Consider the following 24,993-nt stretch of genomic DNA (forward strand, 5'->3'; position numbering starts at 1 on the left):
TTCCGATGTTGTGGTCGGCTCAATTTAACTTACCATCTCATAGTTCACGAAGCGTTGCGCGACGCTAAAGAGGATGCCAGCCAGGGCCAGACCTATGACGAAGAGGACCAGCGAGAGGGCGCAGGCATAACCCAGTTGAGCATAGGCGAAGGCGTTACGGTAGAGATAGAGCATGTAGAAAAGGGTGCCATTATTGGGGCCGCCGTTGGTCATGATATAGGCTTGCTGGAAGATTTGCAGGCCACCGCTGAGGGCGGTAATCAGGTTGAAGAGGATGATTGGTGACAGCAGCGGTAGCGTGATCGAGTAGAAGCGACGCCAGACGCCGGCCCCATCAATTCTGGCCGCATCATAGAGCGTCGCGGGTATCCCGCGTAGTCCGGCCAGAAAGATCAGCGCGGCATTGCCGGCCCCCAGTTGTGCCAGCACGATAATCACGTTTTTGGCTCCCAGTGGATCACTCAGGAAGTTCTGCGTAGGTACCCCAAATAGCGAGAAGAAGATGTTGACGATACCATACTGCGGATTGATCAGCACGATAAAGATAAAGGCCAGCGCGAAGGTCGGCAGGATCGATGGCAGATAGAGGATGGCGCGATAGACGTTTACCTCGCGCACATCGCGGTTCATGGCCAGCGCCAGCAAGAGCGCGACCACGATACCAATGGGAACAGCCCAGAGGACGTAATACAGCGTATTACCCAACGAGAGCCAGAACAGGCTATCGCTAAACAGGCGTGTATAATTCTGCATACCCAGCCAGACCGGTCTCCTGAAGCCCGAGTAGCGCGTGAAGCTGAATATGATCGAATAGATCAGTGGATAGATGGTAAAGATGATCAGGCCCAGTAACCAGGGGCTGATAAATAGGAGTCCTCTGGACAGATTGGTGCGCTCGCGGCGACTCAGTTTAGATGAAGACTTTACTGCTACCACCACCCTACCTCCTTCTATCTCATGCCGCTCAATCGTGTGAGTGAAGTCGCCTGACAGGCTGTCACGTTTGCATGCTTGAGTTGTGGCGACTTCACTAGCCGCGAGAGAGCGGCGTTCACGATTGCTTTTCAATAGCAATGCGTATGACCTTATTTGTACGGGTTGCTCCAGCCTTCTAGTTTGAATGGACAGTATTGTTGCATCTGTGGTTGGACACGATTATAAAATTCCTGTAGTGCTTCTTTGGGGGATGCTGTGTTGAAATCTACTTTATCTTGAACGGACGCCAGTTCATCACTGATCTGGCCACCAACCGGCAATGGTGGACGACTGACCGAGAAAGCCAGCGTGCGGGCAAAGAAAAGATGGCCTGGATCGTAGAGTTGCTTCTCGTCTAATAAAGCTTTCCAGGTCGGTAAGTGGCTGGTCTCTTTCGTATAGATCCGCTGCCCCTCGGGTCCGGCCATAAAGCGCAGGAAGCGATAGCCGCCATCAGGATTACTGGCGCCAGTTGGAATCGTCATGGCAAAGCCACCGGACCAGGTAAACGGCGTGCTGCGATCATCTGGCACCGGCATATAGGTCACCCCATAATCCAGTTTCGGGACATACTGCTTGATGCTTGAGAGGTCCCAGTCACCATCAATCTTGAAGGCCAGATGGTTGGAATAGAAAGGATTCTGTGATGGTAGGGCGTTGGCAGGCTGATAGGTGGCGGTGAAGGTGCTGATCTTCTGAAAATCCAGCGCCTGTGACCAGTCATGATACATGGTAAAGGTCTTCAGCATGGCCGGTTCAAGTGGTGTTAACTGACACTGCTTGTTATCGAAGAACTGTGCGCCATAATCCAGGGCCCAGGTGGTATGGAAGGCCTGGCCAAACCAGGGAATAAAGCCGACGCGATCATAATTGCCGTGGGCATCCTTATGATTAACCTTAAAGGCCAGTTCCTTGAGCTTACTCATCTTGATTGGCCCATTCTTTGGATCCAGTTCAGCCGGATCAATGCCCGCGGCGCGCAGTACCGTTTTGTTATAGTAAAGCACCCGTGCATCTGTATCCATCGGCAGCGCATAGGGATGGCCCTGAAACTGTGTCTCCGACCAGGCAAAAGGCAGATATTGACCGGTCAGATTCTGCTCTTTACTGGTATATGGATAGAGATCGGCCAACAGTCCAAGCGCGGCCTGCTGTCCGACCGTAAAGCGGTCCATCAGAAACGCATCCGGCCCAACGCCGCCGCGAACAGACGTGATCAGCGCCGTCGAATCGCCGATGCCCGTACTGGGCTCAGGCACCACACGTACATGCAGGGTCGGATTCGCCTGATTGAAGGCCGTGGCGATATCGCGTTGTGCCTGCATATCGATGTCATCGGTCACGCTGGTCCAGAAGACCACTTCTTTCGGACCAGCATGATTGCCACAGGCTCCCAGCAACAATGATAGCAGCAACACCAGCACTAAGACTGCATATGGTTTCCGCAACCACCATTGGACACTCATCTAGAGCTCCTTATGCCTTGTAACGACACTTTTCATATCGAGCATGAGCTTTATCAACACTATTGACGCTAGCTCAGGGCAAAAGTATACCATACTATCAATGACAAATATACTATTTTAATGTCTATAAAATACATTATTGATTACCAAGGATACCATGAAGCAATAAATTGACATAAATAATATTTTTGTGGGATAAGATGGTGAAATTGTCTGTACCCATAAAAACGTAAATGTAGGTTTGGCCCTTGCTGCCGATTGGTTCCTGCACGATCTGCTCGCGCCATCACGATCAAGTCAACGCCTGATTATACCAATCAGGTGCTGTGGTCTCCGCATAGCAAGCGTATTGCCTATGCATATCTTGATACAATATAGTTGCGCAATATCGAGACGGACCAGACCGTGAGTATCCTATCAGATGGCGCGACACTGCGTCCCATTGCTGCGCTTGTAGTACGCTAGCGCTTTCTGCAGAAACGCTTTTTCCTCCTTACTAAAGTGATACATTGGGAGCGGTTTCTCCTCCAGGGGAAGCTCCTCATAGTTCTTCCACCATTGTTTCACACCTGCCTCGACATCCGCATCACCCCGAGTCAATTGCTTGATCAGTTCACTGTGCTGCTTCGCCAGAGCCTGGCCTTCCACACTGGTTGGATCTTTCCTCTCCGCAACCAGCCTCCTCAGTTCCGCGAACACAGCATCCCATTGCTGATTTGCCCGTTGCTGATCCTCCTCGGTCCAGATCTCTCCCCATACTGCCAGTTTCTGTGCAGTTTCAGGGCTGTACGATTTCTGAGAGATTTCAGCCAACTTCTGTTGTTGTTCCTCAGTGAGATATTTCTTCACCCACGCTTTATCTTGTTCCGTATGCATCACCTGGATCACATTGGTAAGAATTGATTCCCAATCTCTCTGGTTCCTTTTTAACAATTCTTCAGCTTTCTCGATGACCCGCAGGATCGCATCCAGTTGGTTGCGCTTCTCCCGCAGCATCGCCTTCTGCATCACCAGTGCCTCTTGTAAATGTTCCGGATCCTTTTGCAGACACACTTTGATCTCTTCGAGAGAGAAACCCAGAAGTTTCAATGCTAGAATTTGCTGCAAACTCCACAGATCCTCATCTGAGTACAGTCGGTGTCCTGCCTCGGTATGCTCAGAGGGGGAGAGCAGACCCACTTTGTCATAAAAACGTAAGGTCCGTGGTGTTACGGCAGCCTTCTGCGCAAATTGACTGGTCGTATAGTGTTTGTGATCCACGCTTTTCCTCCTTTTATTCGAAATTATACGGTATGACGCGTGTGGCGCTCTCTCCACGGATGATTCGCTGCTTTTCTCCACCTATTTTTATGGTCACAAAAGCGCTTCACCGAAACCTATTGGCGACGAGCGCTGCCGGTACGGCTTGCTCATGCGTGGGGAGGTCGCAGCGACAGGCGCTGCCGGTACGGGGGATGTATAGCGAGTAGTTTTCGTATTTTATGTAGCGGTATTTCTGTAGCTGGTTTGTTTGCGTTTGTTGTTTGATGAAGTTTAAGTCGTGTTTGGATCTATATGGGAAAACATACGCGGGCCTGGATGCTTTCTTGACGGCGAGGTGATATGGGGGATAGCGATTCATACCCGGCGTGAGGTCTTCATTCAGGACGCTACACATGATCTTTTCGTTGCTCTGGAAGATCAGGCGATTACATGTCCAGTATTCCGAGTAGATGTGTGTGGCTTTGAGTGTTTGTAGACGCTGAATCAGGTTTGCCTGGTGTACAGAAAATTGTTGGGCCGTCGTAATATCGGCAAATGCTTCAACGATTCCGGATAAGAACATGCAGAAGATGAGTAGGAACAGACAGATGCGGCTCAGGAAGAGCATGCCTCCCGGTATGGTCCTGAATTGCAGTTTGTGTGGCCAGAGTGGCCAGAGTATAACTGGAATGGATAGTAGCAGGCATACCAGATAGCGTGCGGCTAGCATGGGTGCTGAGGCCGCGGACATACTCGGGGCATAGATCAGGATGGTAAGGCCGCAACTGAGCAGGATCATCAGACGGCTATACTCAAGGATTTGCCACTGGCGTGACTCGCGGCTTGCACTGTCTGGATTTTTTCTTTCCTGCAGAATTTTGTGGACGGCCTTCCAGCAAGCCAGGGTCCATAAGAGCAGATAGCCAAGGCTCCAACAACTTTGCAGGACTGTGCAGGCGGCATCCATCGTTCCGAGGATTGGTAGGGCGTTTGCAGGACATACATTCGGGTAGCCGGTGGCGACCGGGATGCTGATGAAGAATGTTCCAGCGAGCTTGTGGAGCAGTGTATAACTTTTGCCATCGCTCGCGTTGACAAAGCCAGCCATATTGGCGAAGGTACTCTGGTCGAATGGGGCCACAAGATTATGGATGATCACTGGCGCTATGCCGATAACAAAGCCCGCCAGCAGCCATAAGCCTGCTGATGATCGGAGCTGTTTTTGGGAAAGAGCAGGATGATTAGCAGGCCGTACATACAAATGGGAGAATTAAAAATCAATCCAGAGTGAAATACCACTCAATAAACCAAATAAAGCATACAAAAATCTGCGCTGTTGCAGGCTTCTTTCATCATCGGACCAGACTATTTTTACGACGAGTATACAGAGAAGTATGGCCAGTAGTGGCAGTTCAGGATAGCCACCAATTGCTTTTAATTGACGCGCAATAATTTCTTTTGAGCCAAGGCACAGTAACAGACTGCTAAACACGGCAAATTTTTGGCTGGAGAGGAAGCGTGTATGGAAGAAGAGAGCAATGACAAAACAGGCATAAAATAATAAGAGACCTATCCGCAAACCGACTAAGGATGGTCCTGTGAGTAGAAAAAACGGCGCGGCTACATATGCTTCGATCGCTCCCATATAGCCCTGACCATAAAACATGAGCGGCCACTCCCGCTGCTGTGCAATGTGCCGGGCCATCAGCGCCATGGTGGCTTCATCGCTATTGGTCACTGGCCAGTTATTGCTGATCAGTAGCAGGCGGCCGATAGTTGCAAGCAAGACCATACCGATAACCAGCCAGACGATATAATTTTTCGGGGTCTTTTTTTGCGTTATCGTCATAAATTTTGTGTAGAGATTTTTCTGTGTGGATAAAGGTTGATCGGCGCTCTTTATCATAATCTATAAATGCTTTCTTTCTCTATTTGTATATAGCCAAAAAAGCTCTTTTGGGGCCAGGTTTTTCTATGATAAAACAGCCGCCAGCAAAAAGCAACGCATGGTCCGTCCAGACGAGATTTGGTCATCCATCTTCAGGCCGGGCTAGCCCTTGCATATCGCGTAGAGTTTGGTGGTACAGGTATACTTATTTTAGTCGCATCTGCTGGCCACATACGTAAATATGCGTACGCAGATAGCAGGAAAAATAGGCCAAAATGATGATTGCTGGCAATGTGTTTGTATGCTATACTAGGCGCATAAACTGAATCTCGCTTGATTGGTGAGGATGTGTTGAGGATGAATTTCAAGAGATTTTTGGTGTTACATATTATTGGTCGGTCATTGACTCTGCAATCTCCTCTTGACTCTACTCCTTTCCAGAACAGCCTGGCTGTTCTTTTTGCGACGTACAAAGACAATCTTCTGCCTGACAGATACGACACGCTACCAGGATCGATAGAATCTGGTGAAGCGGGTTGCTACTGATGATCTTGAGGCAACAGAGTGATGTGGAAAGTCGTTGATGCCGGTGATCCCCCGCGCTGGTATCTCGGTCCTGGCATGGCGTGTTTTTCGCTCCAGTTGGATCGACTTTTTCGCAGGTGCTTATGTGTGCATACATGCAGGCTAGATTGGCTCATGTGCTCTTACCAATCTCTATACAATTCAGATGTTTTTGTTGTAATGCGCGATGCCTTGACGCTGTGACAGACAGGCGCAGGCAAAGCCAAAAAAAAAGGCGTGCTGGTAGAGGTAATAATGATCTGTCAAATCCCAACCTCTGCCGGCACCAAACTGCCTGATAAAGAGCATACCATTGTCGGCTCAAACGGTCAAGGAATTTACCATGATCGTTTCCGAAAATACTCCTTATCAGGCATAGTATGCCCCTGCGGGTTATTAATATGTAACCTTATAGGGCGTTGGATGTCAAAAAGGGGATGTGGAAGATGAGTGTATGTGTATCTGTGATTGATCCAACCGAGCTGGTCGAAGGAAGCTTGAGCCGTGATTACTGTTTTGGGACAGACCAGTCTGAACTGGCGCTGATTCCGCTGGCGGTCGAGCTCTGGTATCCGAGACCGAGATTACTGAATGGCAATATTCCTTTATTCGGATGATTTTATTGACTGCCGGCTGTGCGCGGCCAGTGCGCCGACTGGCGTTTCTGGCGTTGATCCGGCGCTATCGCCTCTCTGAGCGCCAGATCCGGCGTCACCTGGATGCGCTGGTCCGAAAGGGACTGCTATTCATCTATGACTGCTATGACGAATGTGGACGCCGCACAACCTACCATGATTTTGATTGCACTCCATTCCTGCAAAAAATCGCCGCCCTGGCCGCCGCCCATCAATCTCATGTAGATGTCACTGACAGATCTGACAATGCCGCCGTAGATGTCACTGGCAAAACTGACAATGTTGTCGCGAATGTCTGTGACAGATCTGACAATGAGGATTATTCAGTGACAGATCTGTCAGCGCCAGCCGTGGTTTTGAGCTCAATGACAGATCTGTCAACGAGCGATAACTCTTCTTTTTTTTCGTCTTCGAATAATTCGAATTCGAAATATATTAATAACTATAATAATAATTATAATATCTCGAATTCGAAACATACGCATGAAGACACATTTGTCACTGATGTGTGTATGTTTGCCAGTGCTGAACAGGTTTCTTGCTCTGCAGTGGTTCCCGCAACGCTTGCTCAAACAAGCGATCTACCAGACATCCCCCAATCTGCAAAATATTCTGCCGCCAAAGCAGTCGAGCAAGCAGTAGCGAGCAAGCAGTATATGCGGCCAGGCCAGCCCGCCGAGCCCACGCGGACAGCAGACAAGTCAAAGCCGGTAGCGAAAACAAAGCCGGAGCGTGAGCCTATCCAGGCGTTACTGACGGCAAGCTGGAAGTCCTCGGAGGCGCCACTGCCGATGAACGGTACCGTTGCCATAAACCATATCTCGCACGAGCTAGGAGACAACGCGAACCGCTCATCGCGCACGTGGGCCCACAAGCTGTATCGCCATCTGCTGCAGATCAACCAGCTAGACGACGAATACAGCCTGGACAATCCTGACCTCTACTTTGCCGAACTGGTGCTGGACATCCGTGAGCGTCTGCGTGGCGTGAAGTTCCGCTGCAAGAACGCGCAGGGCGGTCCCAATGGCATGCCGCTCTTCTTCACCGAACTGGAGCGCGAGATCCTGCAACTCGTCGAGCGCGTGCGCGCCCTGCGCGAACAGGATCCAGCCGAGCTTGCCCAGCCATCCAGCTATCGGGCGCAGCAGGAAAAATTCTGGGGACATCGTCAGGAGTCCGAGGACACTGCTCTCTCCCTGATCGATGAATACCAGATCGGGACGCAGATTGCTCAATATAGTTTTACCGATCAGCAACTGGCGGACGAGATGCGTCGTTTAGGGCAGCCCTGGATCCCCGAGAAGAGCAGGAACTGCTGTCCGGCCGTCTGCCTGCTGACCTGCGCGAGCAGATCGCGACCGGAGTACGGCAGGGCCTCTACTACGAGGAAATCGACCGTCAGCTAGCTATGCGTGGCCAGCGTGCGGTCCGGTAAGTGTGTAGTTGCAGTTTTTGTGTGGAATTGATGAAGAGGATAAAAAAGCTATGACGACCCAACACGTGATGCCGATCCGGCAAAGCTTTCCCCGCTGGTGCCGTAGTTTACAGGAGCGCACCGACTGGGTGTTACTGGATACCGAGAGTTTTGTCCTGCCGTCTCAGCGCTCCGAGGCCATCGCCATCGCCGTCGTGGATGCGCAGGGGCAGATCCTGTTTGAGCGGATGTTTCAGCCCTGTGCCGTGGATCCGGACAGTGAGCGCGAGCAGGACCTGGATGATCTGCTGATCTTCGCGCAACTCTGGTCTGACCTCAACGATGTCCTGCTTGGCAAAACCATCATCAGCTACGGTGCGGCCTACAACTCACAACTCCTGATGCGCACCGCCGCCCTGCGCCATGTCAGCATGCCCGGCTATACCTGGCACTGCGCCATGGTTGCCTACGCCGAATACAAAGCCCGGGCAGGCCAACCGCGCGGAACCTACTGCTGGCCACGGCTGGCCCACATCTGCCAGAGCCAGCCCCAACGTGGCACCCTGGCCCTCGCCGACGCCATGGCCACCCTCAACCTCATCCGCGCCGGCGCCCTGTAGCGGCAACCTTGAAGGCTAATACGTTTCACTTAGCGCTATGTTGAGAGATGGTTCGACGTGACGAGCAAGCCAGGTGTCCGTCGAGAGGGCGCCACACGCGGAGGCCGCCCTGCGCAACGCAGCAGGGCGGCCTCCGCGTGTGGCGCCTCTCGACGGACGATCCGCTGCTTTTTTTCACCCTATTTTTTATGGTCACAAAAGCGCTTCACCGAAACGTATTGGCGCTTGCCGCTGCCGGTACGATTTGACATTTCATTCTGGGGGTGTTATGCTATTACCGAACAATGTACGGAAAAAGTGAGGTGTTCGGAATGGCAGAGAAGCAAACGCCTCGCGAGCGGCGTAGGGCCAGAACGGCTCAGGCTATCCTTGATGCGGCCCTCGCCATTATTGCTGAGCAGGGTCTGCAGGCTCTCTCGATCCGCGAGATTGCGCAGCGTATCGAATATAGTCCATCGGGCCTCTATGAGTATTATGCGAGCAAGGACGAGATCCTGGATGCGCTTATTGCTCAGGGGCTTGCACAGTTGAATGAGATGCTCGCGCACGTGCCGTCTGGGGAGAGCGCAAGCGAGTGGCTTTTTGCCATCGGAGAGGCCTATCTGGCCTTTGCCCGTGAGCACGAGCAGCTTTATGCGCTCATCTTCGGGCATATCTTTTCGCCATCTGGACTGGTAACCAGCCTCGATCAACTGCAGCACAATTCGGCCTATGGCCAGTTGCGCCACTGTATCCAGACGGGTGTGGAGCGTGGAGCGTTTATTCTCCCTTCCGGGGAAAGCATTGAGCAGCAGGTCTATAGTACCTGGGCTTTACTGCATGGACTGGCCATGTTACGCATGACACGTGTGAGCGCTGTTACAGGGATCGACGCCATCAACCAGCAGGTGCTCCGTTCGGCTTTTGCGCACTTGAACCGTGCATGATTTTTTTTATTCATTACCGTACAATGTTCGGTAAAAGTATACTGTTCTTTACGCTAAATCTAGAAATATGAGGGAATGTAACGATGGCAACACATGCATTAGTACTTGGCGGTGGAGGTGTAGCTGGAATTTCCTGGCAGACTGGCATACTGGTGGGACTGGCTGAGGCCGGGATCGATGTCCGTAACGCTGATCTATTTCTGGGAACTTCGGCTGGTGCCAATGTGGCCGCGCAGATCACCAGTGGCCGGTCGTTTGAGGAACTCTTCCAGCGCCAGGTTGATCCAGCGTTACAGGCTCATGAACTGGCGCCGCAGGCGGATTTCCAGAAGATGATCGCTGACTTCACCCGTGTCCTGAATGGAGGCGGAAGCAGTGCAGAGATCCTGCAACGTATCGGCGCTCTGTCGCTAGCTGCTCCGACATTGCCTGAGGACCAACGCCGCGAGGTGGTTGTCTCACGCCTGCCAGTGCATAGCTGGCCCCAAAATCGCCTGGCTATCGTGGCGGTTGACGCCTTCAGCGGTGAGCGCACTACCTTCACCAGTGAGTCTGGAGTTGAATTAGTGGATGCGGTAATGGCCAGCAGCGCAGTGCCCTATGTCTGGCCTCCAACCACCATCAATCAGAGCCGCTATATCGATGGCGGTTGTTATTCGATGGCCAATCTGGACCTGGCCGCAGGCCTCGATAAGATCCTGGTACTCCAGCCCGAGGTCCCTGCCTTTGCCGTCATGGAAAGTCTGGAGCAGCAGATCAAGCGCCTGCAGAGCCAGGGAGCGCAGATAGAAGTGATTGCTGCTGATGAAGCCATGAAGACCGCCCTGGCCGCCGTCGGAGGCAACGCGCTTGATCCCTCCCTGCGAGCCACCGCCGCCAAACTGGGCCGTGAGCAGAGCCGTAATGAGGTGGCACGCGTGGCCGCCCTGTGGCAATAAATCCAGGAAAAACGAGCAAATCAGGCCCAATGGACGCATGAGCAAGCAACGTTCCGTGATCGCAGCGACCAGCGCTAATACGTTTCGGTTAGCGAGACGTTGAGAGATGGTTCGACGTGACCAGCAAGCCAGGTGTACGTGGAGAGGGCGCCACAAAAGCGCTTCAACGAAAAATATTGGCGACCAGCGCTGCCGGTACGTAGAATTGTGAATAAGCTCACAATGGGACGGCAATAATTGTGACAAAAGCATAACCCGCCGCAAGCCGCTGTGGTTTAAACCCAGGCGGATAGGCGGGTTTCTCGTGGGCTTTAGCCCTTGCTTGTTGCATAGAATGCATGGTTGGATTATACTGCATAGGTGCAACGAAGGCACGACAGCACAGGCTGTACGGCCTTAGGAAGTGTTGCCAGGCAAAATCGTTCAAGAAAAGCCTCCCACTGATGCATGCATCAGTTTTCGAAAGAGAAAGGTGTTCACCCTTTCCAGGTCGCCAAACACCCGACGTTGGCTGCACACCCGTCGGGTACGGCATGAAACGGTGAACAGGCATGGCACCGCCCTTCAAGCGAGCAGATGTGTGGATCTGTGCTTGAGTGTATTCCTCACCCACTACGGTCTTCAACGAGTTGCCTCAACGAGGCACCGACTCAGGGGGCCGACTACGTAGGAGTGCAAGAAGCCGCCGCCCCTTCAGGGCGTGCGGAGTGTCACGGTATTGGCATTCTTGTATGTAGGGTATGTGGGAATCTTTAATACTATGGAAAATAGTGAAAGAAGATATGATTATGAACATGGATAGAATGCCAATACGTATAACTTTGCTTCCATTATGGCTGCTAGCTGTGGTGCTGATTCTGGCACTGGCGGCCTGTGCGAATACCGGGACGACTGATGTGCCGTCTGCGACGGTAACCTCGACGCCAGCACCTACCTCTGCTACGCAGAAGATTCCGACGACGGCTGTGAAGGTGGCTTCAAATCCAGGTACATCAAAGCCTACTTTGGCACTGACTGCTATTCGTATGCTGGACCAGCATAATGGTTGGGCGTTGACGGCCAGTTCTATTCTGAAGACGGCGGATGGTGGCGCGCATTGGAAGGATGTGACGCCGGCAAATGCTGGTCTCAATCAGTATGCGAAGGGCCAGTTCATGAATGGGCAATATGCCTGGATTGCGGTTGGGCCTTATCAGATGCAGGAGGGCGCGGGCATTGTTGTGCTGCGTACCGCTGATGGTGGCGCAAGCTGGCAGCGCTCAAAAATTAATGATCCGTTGGTGAGTATCGTCGATGTTCCACATTTCCTGAATGCTCAGCAGGGCTGGTTAGAGATATCCGCTATGCCCGATGCCGGTCACTCCGAATCCGATATCTGGCATTCAATGGATGGCGGCCAGACCTGGAGTAAGATTGCGACCAATGTTGAAAACAACGGCCTGTACCTGGGCCATGTCACGGGCATCTCGTTCAACGATGCGCAGAATGGTATTGCTGCCGGTGATCGTGGCACTGGTGGGGATAATAGCGTGCCATCGTTGGCGCTGACCCATAATGGTGGTCAGTCGTGGCAGGTGCTCTTGCTACCGCATGTGTTGGGTGGCTATATGGGGCTCGCGAATCAATCGCAGCCGCCGGTCTTCTTTGGCAATGTTGTTTTTCTACCTGTATTTGTGAGCACCCACACTGGTAATCTATTGATCCTGTATCGTTCAAATGATGGTGGACAGAACTGGGTTCAGACCAGCCCGGCGCATATCTTTGCCAGGAATACGTATGTGCTGGATGTCAATCATGCCTGGGCGACTGATAGTCAGAGCGGGAAGCTCTATCGCACCCGCGATGGTGGCGGTAACTGGTCCGCTGTCTCCAATAGCGCTTACAAGCTCGGTGCATTGAGTTTTACGGATGCCAATACCGGCTGGGGCATCGCTGGCCAGCAGCTCTTGCATACCAGCGACGGTGGCGCGAGCTGGCAGCCAATCCATTATGCCATCGCCTGAGCATTCTTACGTGAGGCCCCATTGCGTCTGCAGGCGCTGGATGGCCTCACGGGCCTCGAGCATGCTAACATCGGTGCAATCGCGATAGTAGCGGATGGCGAGCAGGATATAGCCTGCCGTGAGCAGAAAGCGCAGCGCTTGCGGATCGGGATCGCGTTTCCCCTCTGAGAGGAGATCGGTGTTCCCGTCCTCAATCAACTGCTCGATCTGCTGGACAACCTCCCGCGCTACTTCTGTGGATGATGCGGTGCTGAGGCAGAAGTAGGCCATGGCGTCCTCGCGACAATTGGCCTGCAGCAGAAAATAGATCACCAGCGGATCCGCATGTCCGGGTCCGCTGGTCTCTATGCTCAGGCCAGCATAAGCGATGGCTTCTACCGCCTCCAGCCAGCTACAGGACTCCTGTTGCTGATAGAGCGTAATGGCTCGCGCACGTAGCGCATAAAGCAGTTGTGCCTGTGGCTGGACTAACGCCTCTACCAGCGCTGGCCGTACCACCGACAGTGCCCTGATCAATCCACCCTGGACCTGTGCCTGTCTGATCTGATTGGCTAATAGGGGCGCGTGCTCGCGGAGCACCTCTGGTTGCCATGGCCTGGGTGCAGCCACAATCCTTGCGGGTTGCGTTGGCTTTTCTAGCTGCTCATGACGTGGCGCTCGCCGTGCGCGGGCCGCCCACATCGACGGCACAAAAAGCAGCAAAAAGATAATCAGGATCCAAAATAACAACCAGGCCATAAGAATTCTAATCCTTCTTTTATTATGTACATGCTTGCTACGCCTGCATTGTAGCATATATTGAAGAGTATGTACATATTAAATAAGGCATCGTTGGCGTCCGAGTAAGCGGATGCTTACTCATTCGTGAACTGGTCGCAGCCACCAGGACCAATACGTTTCGCTTAAGCCCAGGGACGGTTTGATCCCTAGAGGAGATGAACGAAAGGAGGTTCGACCCTTTGGGTCGATTGGTTCCCTGCATACTATCCTTGCTTGACCATGAGCAAGCTATGCCATGTGAGGCAATGCGTTCGTGTGGGAGGAGACAATCGACCCAAAGGGTCGAACCTACCATTTGTATCTCTCTTGATCATTTTTGCATGCGTTGCTTCATGATCATGCCACCATTGTAGCCATTCCATCCATAACCGAAATGTATTGGCGCTGGTCGCTGCGATCAGTTGAGGTCCGAGCCAGCAACACGAAGAGAGGATGGGTCATCGTTTCCAGGGACATGCTCGTATGCCGACAGGCCGCAGCGACCAGCGCTGCCGGTACTTTATTATCTCCTAACCGAAACGTATTGGCCACCAGGACTGCCGCTACGAGGCGAAATGGATTTCGCTGGTTGGTTGCACGCGTACTCTGTGCTCTCCTGCCCAGAAGCCGTTGAGGGTTTCGTTGTAGAAGGCGATGATTTGTTCCGCGGCAGGGTCTCGCTATCATCGGTGGTGTGGGCATCGCTGACCAGCAGTACGTCGTAGCCGGAAGCAACTGCCCGACGCGTGGTGGTATCCACACACATCTGTGTCTGCGCCCCGGTGATGATCAGGCGTTTGATGCCGCGTGCCGTTAACACCTCCTGCAGACGTGTCTCATGAAAAGCATCGGGTGATTTTTTCTGGATGGCAGGCTCACCCTCGCGTGGCGCAACGGTCGGGTGAATCTGCCACCATGGTGTTCCTGGCTGCATGGCGGGGTCAGTGTGCTGCACATAAATCACCGGCGTCCCACTGTTACGGGCACGCTCCAACAACAACTGGATGTTTGCCAGTACCTCATCGCGGCGATAGGCTTCTCCCACTACACCAGGCTGGACATCGATTACTACCAGAGCTGTTTCCGCGTTCATAGATCACGACTCCTTCTCGTTTTTCAGGCATATGTTGTTTTATAGCCACCCATTCTTCTCGGCACAGGCAAAAGCGGTAATTGGATTCCTTCCCTTATTCGTAATAATCAGGGAGTTGTTTGAGGGTGGACCATTGTGGACTGTCGTGGCCGAAGACGACGAGAGAGACGTGTTTCTTCTCGACCAGGTCCAGGAGTTTATGGGTGCTGGCAATGGCGCTGGCTCCGTCGAGGTCCATGGGGCCGACGGCGCGTCAGGATTGAAGTGGGCCTGCATGGTGACGGCGTCGATGGCCAGCAGGACGGGTCCGCTTTCGGGAAGGTGTACGAGGATGGCCTGGTGGCCGGGCACGTGTCCACTGGTCTCGATGAGGTCGATGCCGGCAGGAGTTCCAGGTCGCCGTCGATTAACTGGTAGCGGGTGGCGGGCAGGTCCCATTGTGAGCGCGTGGAGATGAAGCGGGGATGACCGGCCAGCGCGACCTCGTGTTGCAGGCGCTGCGTGACAAGCTGTGCTTTAGGGAAGGACCCATTGTTGCCAGCGTGATCCAGGTCGTAGTGCGTGCAGATCAAAATATCGATGTCTTCGGGCTGAACGCCGATCATGGCCAGTTGCTCAATGACGTTTTTCTTATATTCTATTCGGAGCTGGCCAGCCCGCCTGCCGGCAACTGAGCATCGGGGGGAGTCCGCTATCAATCAGGATGTTCTTGCCGTTATTGGTCTGGATCAGATAACAGGGCACCGGTACTTCAAGCGAACCGATCGCCATAGTTGCGACTTGCATCAGGTAGAGGCGGTGGGGATTTGAGGCGCTGGTTGTCATATTACGATATCTTTCTATATAAAAAATACGATTTTTAAAATAAGCGAGGAAGCAGGTCATTATCCTTATGCTCATCAGACATGGTGCCTGTGAGCAGTATAACATGCTCAGAGGGCTCTAAAAATAGTACTCTTATGCTGCCAGTATAGATGCAATGGTCGTGCATGGATGGGAAGAGTTGGGGATGTATTGTGTGTGTGGATGGCTGGATTTTTTTTCGGGTTGCTTTTCCATAACAGCTGTGATAAAAAAAGGTAAGTATAGTTGTTTACACCTTAAATGGCGGTATTGATGAAAACAAAAAAGCCTGTCTATTCCCATCTGCTGGCTGCGCTGTGTGCTATCTGTGTGATTATTGTGGATCAGTGGACCAAAAATATGGTGGTTGAGCGCCTGAGTCCGCCGGATAGTGGACGCATCGTCTCGTTGCTCGGGGATTATCTCTCACTCTATTATATCCAGAACTGGAATTCAGCTATGGGCCTCTTCACCAACCCCATCCTGCTGGTCATCCTGATCTCTGTGGCAATGCTGGTCCTGGTCACTTTATATATTCGCTGGTTCAGTCGTGGACCCCTCGTCTACAAAATTCTCTTCGGCCTGATCATGGGTGGTGCGATTGGGAATCTTCTGGATCGCTTTATTCGTGGTGGTTATGTGGTGGATTTTATCTACTTCCGCATCCCGCAGATCGGCTTCAAATTCTATATATTCAATGTTGCGGATGCGGCTATTTCCGTAGCCGTATTTCTCTTATTTGTTTTCATGCTCTTTACGGACATCCGCCAGCCCAAAAAGCCAGAGACGGTTAGCACTGTCCAGTCTCTCACCCCCGCAGGCTCTGAGAAGCCCTAGTTTTCCCTGCATAATCATCACTGGTCTGCTTTCAACCTGGATTGGAAGCAGACCATAAATAAAAAGTCATCTCATGCTCGGATGGAAGCGCCGGTAGGCCCATTCATGGTCCGCAGGCTCCAGAAAGCCGATCAAATCATTCATGGCGTCATTCCATTCATTCAGCAAGACATGCTGTGCCCGCACCACCGCTTCCCGTTGATCCAGGACCTTGATTGCTCCCCACCACGATTCCTGTGCCAGCATACGCTCCATCAATTCAGCCATCTGGTCCTCGAGATAACGGATCCTGACCGTCAAATCCTCCACGCGCCCAAACGCCTCTTCATATGTCGCTGCCTTCATCAGCACACCTCCGATAAATCCAACCATAAGCAAACGCCTATCCCAAACCACCACCCTATATACACCCCAATTCCCCCATGTCAAACACAGCCAGCCAGCCTGCCGACCTGTCCGTGTGCGAGCATGTTTGATCATTGGATGTTGTGGCGAAAGCATCCATGCCGATAAATGGATCAATTACATGAAATGAGCAAGAAAAGCGAAAATGTAGGTTCGGGTCTTGCACCCGATTGGCTCCCTATGCTTTCCTTCCCTTTATCATGATCAAGCCGCTTCAAGCCTCGCTGTATATCTCTTTCATTCTGGAGGTGATAACCCTGCATTGCGTGATCTCGGTGGGGCGAGGTTGGTGTGTGGGGAGCCAATCGGCCTCAAGGGCCGAACCTACGGTAGCGAGAGCCTGCATTGCGGCATTTATTGTTAAATTGCTGGCAAAGTTGCGTTTTCCTCTCACAATTGAACGGCCTGTGCTGAAATTCCATAAAGTATCCTTCTAATAAACTCTACAATATTGCAGAAATGTCATAAAAATTATTAAGAAAATATATATAGATTTTTATGCATTGTATGATATTGTTGACGACTAGATTTTATAAGCCGTATAATGGTTACATATTATTGTTGTATCTATTGGATAGAATAACGAGCATAAAGATGTAGTGAGGGATCGCGATGACCCTGGCAAGGGTGCGCTATTTTCCTGGCACATCATATAGAGATAGAAAATCGTTTATCGCGTAGAAGGGAAAGGTCGTATGGCTGTGTTACGTCTCATCCTGGTTGCCTGCTGTCTGCTGGTAGGAACTTTTCTGGCAGGATCTCTACAGGTTCATGCGTCGCCGCTGAGTGTGGGTGGTCACACTCATCACTCACTCTCTGTAAAAAGTACTGCCACTCCGTATGATTCTATTGTCGTGCTTATTTCGGCCTCGACGAACACCTGTGCCGTGTCTATAGTGGTTGATATCAATGGAAACACTGCTATGCTGCGCTGTGGCAAAACGATCACCAGCACGCTACCTGTCTTTACCATCGCGCAATTTTTTTGATGATGTTGCCGCTGCATCCCCATTGGGCAATCTCCCATTGGAAAAGAACTGCATCAAACCAGTCTCGTTTGCGACGACAACGCACATTGTGTATGGGACGCAGGTGAGTCCCGATGTTTCCTGTTCGCATGATGTCGTTGGTCAGAAATTGTATCATGACGTATTCGCTATCATAGCGGCCATATAGTACATGCACCCTATCGCAATAGAGGGGTAAATAGTAGCTGTAGCGTGGATCCACAAGAGATGTTCGTGGTAGTGGGAAGGTAATGAGTTACAATCTGCCTTCTCTCGTGGAAAGGGAGAATTCTATGTGTGCATCACGTTTTACCTTTTTTGCCTGTTGTCTTGTCATTGGAGCGTTTCTGGCAGGACCTTTTCCGGTCCATGCGTTACCTGTGGGCGTTGCGCATATACACACTGTAAGCGATCCGGCCGCTGCCCGGGCCACGATTATTGTGTATATCTCACGTTCGACGAATACCTGTGCCTTAACGCTTGTGGTGAATTCGAATGGCGATATTACTATCAAGCGTTGTAGCAGCACGAAGGTCGGAGCGCTTTCTACTTCGACGGTAACAAAGTTGTTTAATGATGTCCATCGCGCTTTGCCCTTGACCGCCCTGCCTCAGGGAGCGCGCTGCGCAAAATCGATATCATTTGGGACCAGTACGCGCATTGCCTACGGTTCGCAAATGAGCCCCGATCTTTCCTGTTCACCGGATGCGAAGGGACGCACGCTTTATCATGATGTGACCATTGTGGTGTCTGAAGTGAACTCCGGCACTCCATAGAAACCTGGGTGAAAAAGGTCTGCTCAGGAGTAACTCCTGATATTGGCCAGATCGAAAGGGCAACCTGTTATTGCACACAGGTTGCCCTCTCACTGTAATTCACTCTACCTTGATACTTTTATAGCGAGAGAAGCAGTCCCTTCTCTCGTAGAAAAGAAAGGTTCTATGTTCATGCCACGTCTCACCTTGATTACCCGTTGCCTCGTGATCGGAGCATTTTTGAGCGGGCCTTTCCAGGTCCATGCGTTACCGTTACCACCCTGATCAAGGAAGGATAGATTCTGTCTGTAGCTCGTGTTTTGTTGAACCTACATGATCAATTTTCTTGCTTATTTGAGGTGAGGGTGTATTTTATTGGCGCAGACGATTTTACCTGCAATTGTGTGCATGGCGTCGATTCATGGTTTGCGTGCGATGATGTAGGAGCGTTGCGTTTGTACTTCGACGCTGTCATAGGGTGAGCGGGTCAGGCTTTCTTCGATGGTAAAGCCGGCTGTGTTTAAATAGTGCTCGATCTCGGTACGTTCAAAGAAGTTGAAGTTCAGGGAGACGGGTTGGTTCCACCATTCGTCGAAATGCCTGACCTCCTGTCCTTCGTGGAAGGCGAGCAGGAGCAGGCCGTTGGGTTGCAGGACCCGGTAAAATTCTTGCAGGACCGCTACTAGTTGTGGACGCTCGAAATGGATCAGTGAGTAGAAAGCTACGATGCCCGCCCAGCTTTCGTCCTGGATGTCAGTGAGGGCGGCCATATTTCCTTGCTGAAACTCGATGTCCGGATGATGCTGGCGGGCCAACTCAACCATGCGGGCTGATAGGTCGATCCCGAGTACGGATGCTCCCTGCTCATAGAGATAGCTGGTAACGTGTCCGGGACCACATCCCAGATCACACACCTGGCCTGACCTGCGTGTTTGCCTGACAAAGCGCCTCAGCAAATCCCGATCCAGCGGTTTGTATTCCAGTTCGTCAGCGATATGTGCTGTATATTCGTCGGCAACCAGATCATAACTTTTTCTAACATTTTCTGTGGTTTGATTCAATGCACTGTACCTCCTTTACCTGGAAAATACTATTATATCATATATTGCCGGCGGCACTGGGAGAATAGGGGCTGGCTATGCCATCCTGGTTGTAGGCCTGTACACGGTACCAGCTGGGGCCACTGGGTTGGTGATCATCGATCCAGGGAGTATCGTTATCGGTAGCGCACTGGCGGCAGATCACGGTCCAGGGTCCGTTGGCTCCGTGGGTGGAGCGTTCCAGACTGTAGTGGACGGCGATGTCGGCTCCGCGCCAGCTGATGGCGTTGCCGTAGATACTGGTGATCAGCGGTGTACCCGGTGCTGGCAGGGCGGGCATAGGTTGCTTGCTCATCGCATAGGCATGGGCTCGCAACGCCTGCCTGCGTACGCGCCGATCCTGGGTGTCGCTGGCATAGTGCAGGGTATAACCGTCGTCGTGTTGCGTATAGCCATAAGTATCATTGTGCCCGAACAGCGACCAGTAGAGATCGCCGGCGATCTCGCTCTGGTGCTCGATGTCCGGCAGGAAGCTACTGAGTGCATCGCCGCCCCTGGTGCCGGTCCAGTCATATTCACCGGCCACAAAGACCTTATGCTGATAGGCAGCGACCTGGGCATCTGATTCCAGCAGGCTGGTGCTGAGTGGATAATAGTGCTGGGTGAACATGTCGATGGTGTTCAGGGCCAGGTCAGCGGCATTCGCGCTCTTGCTACCATCCATGACCAGATGGTGAGCATCAATACTTTTAATATAGCCAGCAATGGTTTTGGTCCAGCTGGTTGAGGGTGAGATTTCATTGCCGGTTTCCCAGGCCATAATCGTTGGATCATTCTTATAAGCGATTCCAGTATAGCTATTGACCCGATTGAGTATATGTTGAACATAGGATTCAAAGTCGGAGATCACGTTTTTATCGGTATAGAAGAGGGTCTCGGCATCCACATGCCGCCAATCGGTGAAGGTATGTTTGCCACCATGGTAGTAGCGCCAGTTGTCGACCAGGGGGATAATCAGCCGCAGGTGGTGTGCTCTGGCGGCCTGGATAGCATAATCAATATGCTGAAGGGCGGTCTCGTTGAAGGATCCCCGGGTTGGTTCCACGCAGAGTGGGCAGCCTACCGAGATCCCCAGTGTATGCGCACGCACCACCGTGGCCCCCATCGCTGCAGCCGTGGTCAGGGCATCATCGACCCGAAAATGGCTGGGATAGAGCTCGCTATAGCCATCAGTATCCAGGCCCAACCAGTAAATATTGGGTCCCGCAAAGCGGAAGGGATGTCCATCGAGCAATAAGTGAGAGCCTGAGCGTGTGACGAACGCGGATGATGGTTGAGAAGATGTCTTCGCCTCGGTATGGTGACTGGCACTCTGCCAGAGATACAAAGGAATTGCCACCAGGGCCAGTAATACTACAACAGACAGCACCACCAGAAAGATACGCCATTGGATTTTCTTCTGCACGGTCTTTCTCCTCGAAAACAACTCAACAATAGAGATTGAATGCATTGTATCATACCTCTATTGATAATATCGCTGTGATTCGTTGTATATTACATTCATGACATTTTGGATTATTTATATCACTTATTTGTAGTTATTGTATTTTAGTCGTATCAGAGGCAGGAGAATTACCAGTCTATTCGGTTCACACCCGGCATAGAAATACTCCTATCTTGCTCTTGATATGGTATAGTAGGGCCTGTAGAATCTCAGCAAGAGCAGAAGCCGCTGGACGAAGGAAGGAAAAAAATGTCATGTCTGTCGAGACGTATCGTTGCTGGTATCCCGTACAGATCCGTTTTCGGGATTTAGATCCGCTGGCCCATGTGAATAATACGGTCTATTTTGTTTATCTTGAGGAAGCACGCAGTTTCTATTTTGATCAGCTCGCGCCATGGCGCAAACAGCAGGCCGAGGAGCCTGAGCATGTGCAGGAGCCCACGGAGGACCATAATCCCCGCATCCAGACGGGTCCGCGTGGCCACCATTATGGGATCCTGGTCAAAGAAGCGACCTGCACTTATCATATCCCGCTGGTGCGCAGTGATCGTGCCGAGGTCGGTGTGCGTGTCACCAAAGTAGGCAACACCAGCATCATCATGGAACACGAGATCCGTGACATCACCGACCACAGCCGCATCTTCGCCACTGGCCGCTCCATCCTCGTCTGGTGCAACTACCGCACCGGCCGGCCGCATCCCGTACCCGCCACCATGCGCGCCGCCTTCGAACAACTCGAACAACACCCCCTCCCGTAACCGTAGCCGTAGCCGTAGCCGTAGCCGTAGCGGCAGCGCTCGCCGCTGCGATCATTTCACGTATGAGCAAGCAACCCCCACGTACCGGCAGCCTTCACGGCTGCCCCCTCTCCACGTACAAGGAGTTCTTCATTGTCAAAACCATTCAAGAGCATGGTACTCATGAGCACACGGATCATCTCTCCACGTACAAGGAGCTCTTCATTGTCAAAACCATAGCATAAAACGCGAATTTTGTCAGTAATCATATTTACAGTTCGGCTATAGCTGTGCTGCTATACTTCACTCTGGAATACAGATATGGCGTTATGATTATGTATTTTTGGAGGAATTGCTGTATGGCTATGGTTGATGCTGTTCCGCAGAGATTGTATCTTTTTACATTGTCGACTGCGACTATTCCTGCGGGGGCGAGGACCCTGGATATGGTGTCTGGCTGTTATTTGATTGAGATGAGTGATGGTAAGCGGATCCTGGTGGATAGTGGGTATCCCGCTGATGTTCCTCCTCCGCCCGGGACGACGCCGTCTGCTGAAGATAAGGATGTGCTGGAGTGTCTGGCGGCTCTGGGTCTGGGTCCTGATGATATTGATGTGTTGATCTGTACGCATTTCGATGTCGATCACGCGGGCTATCATGATGCGTTTCGCCGTGCGGAACTGGTGGTGCAGCGTGAGCACTATGAACTGGCCCGTAGTGGACATCCACGCTTTGCGGCGGCGCGCAAGCACTGGGATGATCCGGCTTTGCGCTATCGCCTGGTGGATGGTGATACCGAGCTGTTTCCTGGTCTGACCTTGCTTGAGACCAGCGGCCATACACCAGGACACCAATCGGTGCTGCTGCGCCTGCCGCAGACGGGCCTGGTGCTGCTGGCTATAGATGCGGTGATGCTGCAATTTATGTTTACGCCCGAGCGCAAAGCTGGTCCGATGGACGACAATGAGGAGCAGCTGCGGGCCAGTACCCGCAAGTTGCTGGAACTGGTTGAGCGTGAGCAGATCCAGCTCGTCGTCTTCGGCCACGATGGCGCGCAACGGAAAACGCTCAAGACAGCTCCAGATTACTACGCGTAGCTCTATTTTCCTTTTTCTGAGATTACCGGTGGGACTTGATCTGGCGTAGTATGCTTTCATCTTTGATCTATAATAATCCCCCAGATGCGATCTGTTCGCGCATGAGCTCGCTCCCCCACCGCCATGTGACGAGAAAAGTAGCCCTCTCGTCTCATGTGTGGTGGTTTTATTGACAGTCGCTACATGTACATGCTAAGAAAAGTGTAGGCCTGTGGTTCTTTCTTTTTTTCTGGTGAACTTCTTGTTGTTTGCACTATGCCGAAAATTTGAATGTCTCAAGAAAAAGCAGGTTTAAATATATAGTGTTATGGTTATTATAGGGAGCATTCGTCATTGCGTAAAAATATTTCTCCAATTCAACCAGATACCGAGGCTGAATTAGCGCCATCGGGCACGCTGGCTCGTCCTGCGCAGCCTGGACAGCCTGTCCTGCATGCGCTGCGGAAGGTGCCTGAAATTACGGTTTTCTTCTGGGTTATTAAATTGTTGACCACGGCCATGGGTGAGGTGACCTCTGACTATCTGGCCCACCAGCTTGATCCGATGATCGCGGTCGCTATCGGTGGCGTCGGTCTGGTGGTGGCGCTGGTCTTGCAGTTCGCGGTACGTCGCTATATTCCCTGGGTCTACTGGCTGGCCGTTGTGATGGTGGCCGTGTTTGGCACCATGGCCGCTGATGTATTACACGTCGGATTTCATGTACCATATATTGTATCGACTATCTTATTTCTGGTGGTGCTGGCCATTATCTTTGCGACCTGGTATAGCGTCGAGAAGACATTATCGATTCACAGTATTTATACCCGCCGTCGTGAGCTGTTCTACTGGGCGACCGTTATGGCGACCTTCGCGCTCGGTACCGCCGCCGGTGACCTGGCTGCTACCATTACCAACCTGGGCTATCTTGCGGCTGGTATCCTCTTTGCCGTGTTGATCTTGATCCCAATGCTGGGTTACTGGCGGCTCGGCCTGAACGAGATCGTCGCCTTCTGGCTTGCCTACATCTTAACCCGGCCGCTTGGTGCCTCAATTGCGGACTGGCTTGGTAAGGCGCGCGACCAGGGTGGCCTCGGGGTCGGTACGGGACTGGTCAGCCTGATCTTAACCGTTCTGATCATCTGCTTCGTTGGCTATCTGACTGTTACCCACAAGGATGTCAAAGCTAAACAGCAGTAGCGTAAACTATAAGTAAGCAGTTTTTTTTGCACCGGCAGCCAGCCTACGCCCATGTGCCTGGAGCTCGCTGCCGGTTTCTGTTATCACATCTATTTGGAGAGAAAGGACATCGTTAATGCACCAGTCGCCATCTCCCATACCTGGAGACCCTTACTCACCGCCCTCATCATTTCCCAATGCCCTCCCACCTCTGCCGCAGCGAGAGCCTCCGCGGCGGCCTGAAGCTGGCCGTGTTGCCGTCATGTTTGGATCGATTATTGGTATACTCCTGAGTGCTCTATTTATCTTTCTGAGTTATGTCCTGCCGCATATGAAGCTTACCACCAACGCCGGACTATATCTCGTCTATCTCTGGAGCCTGCCGCTGCTGGTACAATGGTTTCTTTATCTGGCTGGTGGCTTCATTGCCGCCTGGCGCACCGGGAAAGTCAGGGCTGGTGTATTTACGAGCCTCTGGATCAATCTCTGGTATTTCCTGAGTGTGATCGTCGTATATTTTCTCCAGCAAAGCGCCATCACCCGGCAGATGCTGCTCTCCGACGCCGACTATACCTTCCTGTTTATGGTCTTTGCCGCCAGCTTTCTCATCATCTCCGTCGGCCTGGGAGCAGGCCTCGCCGCCCTTGGTGGCCTCGCTGGCAAAGCCCTCTCGTACCGGCAGCGCTAGCCGCCAATACGTTTCGGTGAAGGAGAGAATCTCAACGGTATGGCGTGGCGTCGTGTACGTGGAGAGAGCGCCACACGCGGAGGCCGCACTGCTGCGTTTGCGCAGGCCAGCGTGCAAGCACGACGCGCAGTGCTGTGGCGCCTCCAGGGATCGTGGGTGCCGTGCCGTGGCCTGCTCGCGCCACAACGTGGTGGGAGAGCGCGTGGATCTTCCCCGTACCTTCTCGAAGAGGATCACGACACAGGATCCGGCTCGGTGGAGGCGCCACAGGCATGCGCTGCGCTTTGAGCCCTCGCTCCACGAGAACGCCGCATGCCGGCCTCCGCGTGTGGCGCCCTCTCCACGGATGATTCGCTGCTTTTCTCCACCATGTTTTTTATGGTCACAAATGCGCTTCACCGA

28 protein-coding genes are annotated in these 24,993 nt (G+C 52.3%); 14 read left to right on the forward strand and 14 right to left on the reverse strand.

The annotated features are described in order from the left end of the window. Positions 1–24: 24 nt before the first annotated feature. The 5 genes from KDW_RS29445 to KDW_RS29465 all read right to left on the reverse strand — a co-directional run bounded on the left by KDW_RS29445 (position 25) and on the right by KDW_RS29465 (position 5,589). On the reverse strand, positions 25–936 hold the full coding sequence (locus KDW_RS29445) for a carbohydrate ABC transporter permease (RefSeq protein WP_198925684.1): 912 nt from the start codon (positions 934–936) through the stop codon (positions 25–27). Positions 937–1,085: 149 nt separating this feature from the next. After that, a complete protein-coding gene (locus KDW_RS29450; protein ID WP_151759462.1) occupies positions 1,086–2,441 on the reverse strand; it encodes an ABC transporter substrate-binding protein in 1,356 nt (451 codons plus the stop codon). A gap of 417 nt (positions 2,442–2,858) precedes the next feature. Next, complete coding sequence (locus KDW_RS29455) at positions 2,859–3,701, reverse strand: MerR family transcriptional regulator (protein WP_162005730.1); 843 nt, start codon at positions 3,699–3,701, stop codon at positions 2,859–2,861. Positions 3,702–3,807: 106 nt separating this feature from the next. Beyond that, complete coding sequence (locus KDW_RS29460) at positions 3,808–4,944, reverse strand: hypothetical protein (protein ID WP_151759464.1); 1,137 nt, start codon at positions 4,942–4,944, stop codon at positions 3,808–3,810. Between the two features lie 9 nt (positions 4,945–4,953). Next, entirely contained in the window at positions 4,954–5,589 is a 636-nt protein-coding gene (locus tag KDW_RS29465; protein ID WP_162005732.1) for a glycosyltransferase family protein, read from the reverse strand. 992 nt (positions 5,590–6,581) lie between these two features. On the opposite strand from KDW_RS29465, the gene KDW_RS32085 reads away from it, so the two are divergent. The 6 genes from KDW_RS32085 (at position 6,582) to KDW_RS29490 (ending at position 12,671) form a co-directional block, all read left to right on the forward strand. Continuing rightward, positions 6,582–6,752, forward strand: coding sequence for a hypothetical protein (locus tag KDW_RS32085; RefSeq protein ID WP_162005733.1), 171 nt, complete (start codon positions 6,582–6,584; stop codon positions 6,750–6,752). Positions 6,753–6,757: 5 nt separating this feature from the next. Further along, the gene (locus KDW_RS29470) at positions 6,758–8,176 is read left to right on the forward strand and encodes a hypothetical protein (RefSeq protein WP_162005734.1); all 1,419 of its coding nucleotides are present in this window, start codon (positions 6,758–6,760) and stop codon (positions 8,174–8,176) included. Between the two features lie 79 nt (positions 8,177–8,255). Continuing rightward, complete coding sequence (locus tag KDW_RS29475; RefSeq protein ID WP_151759467.1) at positions 8,256–8,804, forward strand: 3'-5' exonuclease family protein; 549 nt, start codon at positions 8,256–8,258, stop codon at positions 8,802–8,804. A gap of 311 nt (positions 8,805–9,115) precedes the next feature. Next, a complete protein-coding gene (locus KDW_RS29480; RefSeq protein ID WP_162005735.1) occupies positions 9,116–9,730 on the forward strand; it encodes a TetR/AcrR family transcriptional regulator in 615 nt (204 codons plus the stop codon). An 83-nt stretch (positions 9,731–9,813) separates the two neighbouring features. Continuing rightward, the gene (locus KDW_RS29485) at positions 9,814–10,668 is read left to right on the forward strand and encodes a patatin-like phospholipase family protein (protein WP_151759469.1); all 855 of its coding nucleotides are present in this window, start codon (positions 9,814–9,816) and stop codon (positions 10,666–10,668) included. Positions 10,669–11,456: 788 nt separating this feature from the next. After that, positions 11,457–12,671, forward strand: coding sequence for a WD40/YVTN/BNR-like repeat-containing protein (locus tag KDW_RS29490; protein ID WP_162005736.1), 1,215 nt, complete (start codon positions 11,457–11,459; stop codon positions 12,669–12,671). A gap of 6 nt (positions 12,672–12,677) precedes the next feature. On the opposite strand, the gene KDW_RS29495 is transcribed toward KDW_RS29490, so the two are convergent. The 4 genes from KDW_RS29495 to KDW_RS36300 form a co-directional block, all read right to left on the reverse strand. Next, positions 12,678–13,409: a hypothetical protein gene (locus KDW_RS29495; protein WP_151759471.1), complete on the reverse strand. Its 732-nt coding sequence runs from the start codon at positions 13,407–13,409 to the stop codon at positions 12,678–12,680. A 378-nt stretch (positions 13,410–13,787) separates the two neighbouring features. Then, positions 13,788–13,982, reverse strand: a complete 195-nt coding sequence (locus KDW_RS29500) for a hypothetical protein (RefSeq protein WP_151759472.1) — start codon at positions 13,980–13,982, stop codon at positions 13,788–13,790. Continuing rightward, positions 13,954–14,523 carry a cysteine hydrolase family protein gene (locus tag KDW_RS29505; RefSeq protein ID WP_233098001.1) on the reverse strand — a complete coding sequence of 190 codons (570 nt, stop codon included), beginning with the start codon at positions 14,521–14,523 and terminating at the stop codon, positions 13,954–13,956. Before KDW_RS29505 ends, KDW_RS29500 begins: the two co-directional genes overlap by 29 nt. Positions 14,524–14,720: 197 nt before the next feature. Continuing rightward, positions 14,721–15,074, reverse strand: coding sequence for an MBL fold metallo-hydrolase (locus tag KDW_RS36300; protein WP_371876292.1), 354 nt, complete (start codon positions 15,072–15,074; stop codon positions 14,721–14,723). Between KDW_RS36300 and KDW_RS36305 the strand changes: the two genes are divergently transcribed. Then, complete coding sequence (locus KDW_RS36305) at positions 14,988–15,197, forward strand: hypothetical protein (protein WP_371876293.1); 210 nt, start codon at positions 14,988–14,990, stop codon at positions 15,195–15,197. The genes KDW_RS36300 and KDW_RS36305 overlap by 87 nt on opposite strands. Here KDW_RS36305 and KDW_RS33390 read toward each other — a convergent pair. Next, complete coding sequence (locus KDW_RS33390; RefSeq protein WP_198925687.1) at positions 15,154–15,348, reverse strand: hypothetical protein; 195 nt, start codon at positions 15,346–15,348, stop codon at positions 15,154–15,156. The two genes, KDW_RS36305 and KDW_RS33390, sit on opposite strands and share 44 nt — an antisense overlap. 291 nt (positions 15,349–15,639) lie before the next feature. Here KDW_RS33390 and lspA point away from each other — a divergent pair, with 291 nt between their 5' ends. Continuing rightward, on the forward strand, positions 15,640–16,203 hold the full coding sequence (gene lspA / locus KDW_RS29515) for a signal peptidase II (protein WP_162005737.1): 564 nt from the start codon (positions 15,640–15,642) through the stop codon (positions 16,201–16,203). A gap of 66 nt (positions 16,204–16,269) precedes the next feature. Here lspA and KDW_RS29520 read toward each other — a convergent pair whose 3' ends face one another. After that, positions 16,270–16,548, reverse strand: coding sequence for a hypothetical protein (locus KDW_RS29520; RefSeq protein WP_151759474.1), 279 nt, complete (start codon positions 16,546–16,548; stop codon positions 16,270–16,272). Positions 16,549–17,303: 755 nt separating this feature from the next. Between KDW_RS29520 and KDW_RS29525 the strand changes: the two genes are divergently transcribed. Both KDW_RS29525 and KDW_RS29535 read left to right on the forward strand, forming a co-directional pair. Beyond that, positions 17,304–17,597 (forward strand): hypothetical protein, encoded by a 294-nt coding sequence (locus KDW_RS29525; RefSeq protein ID WP_151759475.1) that lies wholly within the window; start codon positions 17,304–17,306, stop codon positions 17,595–17,597. Positions 17,598–17,908: 311 nt separating this feature from the next. Next, on the forward strand, positions 17,909–18,391 hold the full coding sequence (locus KDW_RS29535) for a hypothetical protein (protein WP_151759477.1): 483 nt from the start codon (positions 17,909–17,911) through the stop codon (positions 18,389–18,391). Positions 18,392–18,789: 398 nt separating this feature from the next. Here KDW_RS29535 and KDW_RS29540 read toward each other — a convergent pair whose 3' ends face one another. Together KDW_RS29540 and KDW_RS29545 are read right to left on the reverse strand one after the other, a co-directional pair. Beyond that, the gene (locus KDW_RS29540; protein WP_151759478.1) at positions 18,790–19,431 is read right to left on the reverse strand and encodes a class I SAM-dependent DNA methyltransferase; all 642 of its coding nucleotides are present in this window, start codon (positions 19,429–19,431) and stop codon (positions 18,790–18,792) included. A gap of 37 nt (positions 19,432–19,468) precedes the next feature. After that, positions 19,469–20,875 carry a glycoside hydrolase 5 family protein gene (locus KDW_RS29545; RefSeq protein ID WP_162005738.1) on the reverse strand — a complete coding sequence of 469 codons (1,407 nt, stop codon included), beginning with the start codon at positions 20,873–20,875 and terminating at the stop codon, positions 19,469–19,471. A 293-nt stretch (positions 20,876–21,168) separates the two neighbouring features. Here KDW_RS29545 and KDW_RS29550 point away from each other — a divergent pair, with 293 nt between their 5' ends. The 4 genes from KDW_RS29550 (at position 21,169) to KDW_RS29570 (ending at position 24,591) form a co-directional block, all read left to right on the forward strand. Further along, positions 21,169–21,672: an acyl-CoA thioesterase gene (locus tag KDW_RS29550; protein ID WP_151759480.1), complete on the forward strand. Its 504-nt coding sequence runs from the start codon at positions 21,169–21,171 to the stop codon at positions 21,670–21,672. A 338-nt stretch (positions 21,673–22,010) separates the two neighbouring features. Then, positions 22,011–22,748 (forward strand): N-acyl homoserine lactonase family protein, encoded by a 738-nt coding sequence (locus tag KDW_RS29560; protein WP_198925689.1) that lies wholly within the window; start codon positions 22,011–22,013, stop codon positions 22,746–22,748. A 333-nt stretch (positions 22,749–23,081) separates the two neighbouring features. After that, positions 23,082–23,924, forward strand: coding sequence for a COG4705 family protein (locus tag KDW_RS29565; protein WP_151759482.1), 843 nt, complete (start codon positions 23,082–23,084; stop codon positions 23,922–23,924). A gap of 115 nt (positions 23,925–24,039) precedes the next feature. After that, entirely contained in the window at positions 24,040–24,591 is a 552-nt protein-coding gene (locus KDW_RS29570; protein WP_151759483.1) for a hypothetical protein, read from the forward strand. 31 nt (positions 24,592–24,622) lie between these two features. Here the strand turns inward: KDW_RS29570 and KDW_RS29575 are convergent, their stop codons facing one another. Continuing rightward, positions 24,623–24,865, reverse strand: a complete 243-nt coding sequence (locus KDW_RS29575) for a hypothetical protein (protein WP_151759484.1) — start codon at positions 24,863–24,865, stop codon at positions 24,623–24,625. Between the last annotated feature and the right edge of the window lie 128 nt (positions 24,866–24,993).

Origin of the sequence: Dictyobacter vulcani (assembly GCF_008974265.1) — a bacterium.
Lineage (GTDB): Bacteria > Chloroflexota > Ktedonobacteria > Ktedonobacterales > Ktedonobacteraceae > Dictyobacter > Dictyobacter vulcani.